Annotated in this window: 7 protein-coding genes and 1 pseudogene; all 8 read left to right on the top strand. The window is 63.2% G+C overall.

Annotated features, from left to right (window positions below; all coding sequences use genetic code 11):
* Positions 1 to 825: hypothetical protein (locus tag H928_RS26960; protein ID WP_043339470.1), on the top strand; the 825-nt coding region annotated here is incomplete at its 5' end.
* Between the two features lie 9 nt (positions 826 to 834).
* On the top strand, positions 835 to 2,619 hold the full coding sequence (locus tag H928_RS0109665; protein ID WP_021026311.1) for a hypothetical protein: 1,785 nt from the start codon (positions 835 to 837) through the stop codon (positions 2,617 to 2,619).
* A 3-nt stretch (positions 2,620 to 2,622) separates the two neighbouring features.
* Complete coding sequence (locus tag H928_RS0109660; RefSeq protein ID WP_021026310.1) at positions 2,623 to 3,633, top strand: hypothetical protein; 1,011 nt, start codon at positions 2,623 to 2,625, stop codon at positions 3,631 to 3,633.
* Positions 3,634 to 3,689: 56 nt separating this feature from the next.
* A complete protein-coding gene (locus H928_RS0109655; RefSeq protein ID WP_021026309.1) occupies positions 3,690 to 4,136 on the top strand; it encodes a hypothetical protein in 447 nt (148 codons plus the stop codon).
* A complete protein-coding gene (locus H928_RS0109650; protein ID WP_021026308.1) occupies positions 4,133 to 4,417 on the top strand; it encodes a hypothetical protein in 285 nt (94 codons plus the stop codon). The genes H928_RS0109655 and H928_RS0109650 overlap by 4 nt, the downstream gene beginning before the upstream one ends.
* 8 nt (positions 4,418 to 4,425) lie before the next feature.
* The gene (locus H928_RS0109645; RefSeq protein WP_021026307.1) at positions 4,426 to 4,881 is read left to right on the top strand and encodes a hypothetical protein; all 456 of its coding nucleotides are present in this window, start codon (positions 4,426 to 4,428) and stop codon (positions 4,879 to 4,881) included.
* Positions 4,881 to 5,120 (top strand): hypothetical protein, encoded by a 240-nt coding sequence (locus H928_RS0109640; RefSeq protein WP_021026306.1) that lies wholly within the window; start codon positions 4,881 to 4,883, stop codon positions 5,118 to 5,120. The genes H928_RS0109645 and H928_RS0109640 overlap by 1 nt, the downstream gene beginning before the upstream one ends.
* A gap of 33 nt (positions 5,121 to 5,153) precedes the next feature.
* Positions 5,154 to 5,351: pseudogene (locus H928_RS26955) on the top strand (hypothetical protein); the annotation flags it as partial.

Raw genomic sequence — 5,351 nt, 5'->3', positions numbered from 1 at the left:
ATGAACTGGGTGCGCGCCGCTGCGCTCCCGGTGATGGCCGAATTCAGCGATACCGCTTTGGCGCTGCCGGCCGACTCTGTCCCTGCCGCCATCGACTTCAATACGGCGGTCAACTGGGTGCATGTGAACGTGGCGCCCGTCTCCAAGCGCTATGCCGTGGCCATTGTCTCTGTGCCCTACATCGAGGTGGATGCCAGCCTGCCCACCGGCTACCGGGTGCATGCCAAGGTCAAGCTGGCCCGGATCGATCACGAGGAGCGCACCGTCGTGCAGACGGCGGTGCTGCAGGACTTCCGTTCCGAAGACGCAGACGACTGGGACAGCGGCGCGGAGAATGCCGCGGCGTTCGCCAATGGCGGCTGCGTGCCCATCGCGGGTGGCGCGCTGTTTGTGCTGCGCCCGCCCGGCCAGGCTGACTACCGGGACAACGCGGCCGTGTGCCTTTTCACCACCGATGGCTATGACCTGCAGTACCAGCCCAGCACCGGCTGGCCAGGCTGGCATGTCGGCATTCCCTTTGCCATTGATGCCCGGACCCTGGCGCTGCCCGTATTCAGGGCTGAGCCCGTCCTCGTGGAATCGGGCGGCGCGGTGGCGGCATATGGCCAGGGCTACACGCTCATGCAGTCCACGGACCTGGGAGCGACTTGGAAGCAGCGCGCCGTGCTCTCGGTGGATGCGCCCGCGCCGGTAAAACAATTGGGCGTGTCCTACCTGCGCGACTTTGCCAGCATCACCCAGCTGCGCGCTGCCAACTTCGCGGCCAATGCCACACCAGGGGCTACCTGGATTTCTGACTCTCGATTCCCAGCGCCCAGCGCATAGGAGCAAGCGGTGGCCAATTCACTGATCAAGGAAAAAGTCTACGTCCCGGGCGAGCAGGGCCAGGAATACCGCCCGGCCCGGCCAGCTCGAGATATCTTTGTCGACACCATGGTGTGCGGCATGCGCCCCGTATCCAAGAATGTGCCCGGGCGCTACAAGTATGTGACCAATGCGGCCACCGGTCAGGTCTCGGCCATCTTTGTGCCCGACAAGAAGACCGGCACCGTCACCCTGGTGAGCGAGATTGAGATGACCTATGCCTGCTGGGAGGAGAAGGTGCTGGTTCACCTTCCGGCTGACCCGGGGCAGAAGGGGGTCGCTGCCCGCGCGCCGGGCTGGGACTACGCCCTGGGCTGGGAGAACGGGGCGCGCTCGCTGATGTTCGTGACTGGCGATGCTTCGGCCACCTTCCAGGGCCGGGCCAGCCTCATCGGCGCCGTGGTGGGCCTCAATGGCTACGAGGACCCGGTCCAGTACACGGGCCTCACCACCGCTTACGGCTTCTACCTGGCCAAGGGCCTTGCCAAGGTGATGGAGCTGGGCAAGGCAAAGACTGGTTCGCGCCCCTACACCGATGCCACCGTGTTCAAGATCGAGCGCGTCGATGGCGTGGTGAGCTATTTCCTCGATGACGAGCTGGTCTACACCAGCAGTCCCCCCGGCAGCACCGAGCCACTGTGGCTGCAGGCCGCGCTGTATGCCGGGGATGATGAGATCTTCAACCCTGTGCTCACGCAGCTGTCTCCCCCAGACACGAGCCCAGTGACAGGTGAGATCAAGTTGACCTTGCCCCCGGCCAACGCCGCCTTCGACAAGGGCCGGGTCCTGCGCTTGGTGCTGGGCCAGGCCAAGCCCGCCATGTCGTTTGGCAAGCTGGCCGCGCCATCGTTCGCATTGCTGAGCCTCACCCTGCCGCCGGTGCAGCCGTATGCCAATGCGCTGGTGGGCGCCGTGGGTCAGCTGGTCCTGACTATCCCTCCTGTCAATCTCGCAGCGTCGGACCGGGAGATCGGCCGGCTCAAGCTGCCCCTGCCAGCGCCAACCCTTTACGGCCGCAACTGGCCCTACGGCGAGCTGCCGGGCACCTTTGGGCGGCTGATGCTGGGCGGCAAGATCTCGTTGCAGGGCTTGGTGACCCTGCAGACCAAGCCCATGCGCGCGGTGCTGTCTGGATCCGTGTCTCCGTATGCAGAGGCCACCCTGCAGACGGTGGTGATGCGCGGGATGCTCAGCGGCGACATGACGGCCATGGGCGAGGTCACTTTGCCGGTGGTGCCCATGCGCGCTGTGCTGAGCGGGAAGATCTCGATTCTGTCGGGCCTGGGTGAGGTGTTCGCCCTCAACATGACCGGCGGCAACCCGGGCGGGACCACCCGCTACGAGCGCTACCCCTACAACAGCTTTGCCACCATTGGCGGTAAGCACTATGGGGCCAGTGAGGAAGGCCTGTTCCTGCTGGATGGTGATGACGATGCGGGCGAGCCCATCGAGGCCGTGTTCGGCATGGGCCAACTGGACTTCGGCAGTCCGCAGGTGAAGATCCTGAGCTACTGCTACCTGGGCGCGGCGGCGGGCTCCATGCGGCTGCAGATCGAATCCTTGCTCAACGGCCGGCCCGCCAGCTACACCTATCCAGCCCGTGGGCACGGGGCCAGCATGCGCGAGGTGCGCTTTGACCTGGGTCGCGGGCTGCGCAGCGCCTACGCCACGCCCACTTTCTACAACAGCAACGGCGATGCGTTTGAGGTGGATGCCATTCGCTTCGTCGTCAACGAGTCAAACCGGAGGATCTAAGCCATGCCTATCGTCACCATTCCGCCCGGCATCACGGGCCCGGCCCTGCAAACCACTCAGGTCATCAACGCCAAATGGGACAACGCCATGGGTTGGCACGCCCAGTCAATCGGCTTTGGGCAGGAAGCCATGGCACAAGCGGGGACTGCGCCCGTGGTGCAGCAGCCCTCTGTTGTGCAGAATTTTGAACTGGTCGACCCGCCAAACAACCTGAGTTTTGACGACCCAACGGCAGCGATGGCGTACTTTGATGCCAAGAATTCTGAGATCTCAGCCCAGATTGATACGGCGTTCCGCTCGATGCTGGGCGAAGCCTTCCCTGATTTGTCCATTCTGGCCGAGGCACTGGCTTGGTGCCGGCGCGCCATCACGCAGGGCGGCACGGGCATCAACTCCAATGTGGAGGCCGCATTGTGGGAGCGCGGCCGGGCGCGTATCCTGCGCCAAGCCGACCGTGACATGGCTAGCACCACCGAGCGCTATGCCCGCGCCGGCTGGCCGCTGCCGCCTGGCGCGATGCTGCACGATACGGCGCTGATCCGCCAAGACAGCCGAGACAAGCTGGCCGAGCAAAGCCGCGACATTTCCATCAAGAGCTTTGAGACAGAGGTGGAGAACGTCCGCTTTGCCGTCGGCGCCGTGTCGGACATGTACACGAAGGCCATTGCTGCCGTGGGCGAGTATGTCAAGGCCATTGCGCTGGGGCCGCAGTTGGCCGCCCAGCTATCTACCTCGATGTCCGGGCTCAAGAACGAGGCAGCGCGCACCTTGGTGGCCCTGTATCAGGCGCAGAGCGCTGCTATCGATCCGCTGCTCCGCCTGTCCATCACCGATGCCGAGCTAAAGACCCGGGTGTCCGAAGCCAATGCCCGCTTTAAGCTGGAGACCAACCAGATGCGCGTGCAGACCTTCCTGGCCAACGCCAAGATGGCTGGCGACTCAGTGGCTGCCAGCTTGAACGGTATCGGCGCAGGGGTGAGCAACAACATGAGCACCTCCGTGCAGAGCTTCTAACCGCTTACCCCGTATAGGGTTCGACGTTCTGGGCCGGGGGCTTGACACTGCTATGCATGACAGCGCCCGCTCACCTCTGCTACACCATCTACCAAGGGGCCACGTTCCGGCGTGGCTTCCAGTGGTGCACGGCACCTTACCCCACGCGCCTCGTCAATGGAGAGTTGGTCAATGCCCAGAACGGCCGGCCCGTCCCCAAGACTGACCTGACGCCGGTGGACCTCACGGGCTGCGCGGCCCGCATGCAGCTGCGTGACGATGTGCTCGCCCCCGATGTACTGCTGGAGCTGAGCACGGAAAACGGCCGCATTGACCTCAGCAGTGGGGAGGGGCGCGTGGTCTTCTTGCTGGATGCCGCGACCACGGCGGGGCTCCCCTATGGGCAAAACCCTCCAGTGGCCTGGTGCTCGGCGGTGGGTCAGTTGGAGATCCTGCACCCCAATGGCGATGTGTCGCGCGTGGCGGAAATCTCCTGGAACCTGAGCCCAGAGGGCACGCGATGAACTGCGATACCTCCGTCATCGTGGACCTGCAGCCCGGCGAGATTCTGGTAATGCCAGAGGACAGCCAGGTGGTCGTGAGCGAGATCGAGCTTACCGAAGTGCTGATCGCGCCCGGGGAGCAAGGCCCGCCAGGCCCACCTGGCCCGCCAGGACCTATTGGGAACGCTGACGGCGCTTTCTTGGTGTCGAACCGGTTAGCGGAACTAGACACCGAAGAAGCCAAGCAAAGCGCTCGCGCCAATCTGGGTGTGCAGATCATCGACGGCGGAACGTTTAATTAGGAGGCCACATGCCACGTATTCAACTCAAACGCGGCCTCAAGGCCAATCTTCCGACTTCAGGAATGCTCGCAGGTGAGCCGCTGGTCACCACGGATCGGGGAACACTCCATGTAGCGCTTGATGAGGCCACCAAGTTGCCGGTGGTGCCGGCCCTTGACGATCTCGCCACGCTGCCTGCGATCTCAGGCGCTGATGATTTGCTGCTGATCCATGACGCGAGCGAAGCATCCGGGCAGAAAGAAAAGAAGATCACCTTTGATGCCTTCAAGACGGCCCTGAACATTCCTCCCGGCTCCGCCGATGAAAAGGTAGCAGTCGTCGCGGGCGGCACTGCCGGATTTATCTGGGGGACTGACGGCACTGACGGCATTCTGCGCATGAACGCCAGCCTGGCGTGGACCAAGGATCCAGGGAATGCATTCGTGACCCTGGCGGTGGGTGTCGTTGATGGCGGGACATTCTGATGACGGCCATCAAGATGAAGCGCGGCTCGCGTGCACAGATAGAGGCTGCTGCATCCGTGGGTGGACTTGCTGCTGGAGAGCCGTACCTGGTGACTGATAAAGAAGCCATTGCCGTGGGGACGGGGGCGGGCTCATTTTCTCAAATGATCGCGGGCTCCGGGGTAGGCAAGGTGACGTTATCAGCCACTGAACCTGCCGCCCCAAAATTTGGCGATGTGTGGATTCAAATCACGGCTTGACGAGAGTCGTGCTATTAAGGGTTTAGGATTCATATGGCAAATATTCCTGTCAAGTGGGCTCATAGCGGCATGCGTGGCGCGCCGGTCATCAATGGTGTTGCGGGCTCGTTAATCGGCGCCCTGCGAGCTTTTTTGCTTAACGGCTTCGCTCCGACCTCTGCCGTCTCGGCTACGGCCTTGAATGGCATTGCCACCATCATTCTGCCCAGTGACCAGAGCTTCGAAGAGCAC

Origin of the sequence: Comamonas sp. B-9 (assembly GCF_000410635.1) — a bacterium.
Taxonomy (GTDB): Bacteria; Pseudomonadota; Gammaproteobacteria; order Burkholderiales; family Burkholderiaceae_C; genus Comamonas.
This window is presented reverse-complemented; position numbering and strand designations above follow the sequence as displayed.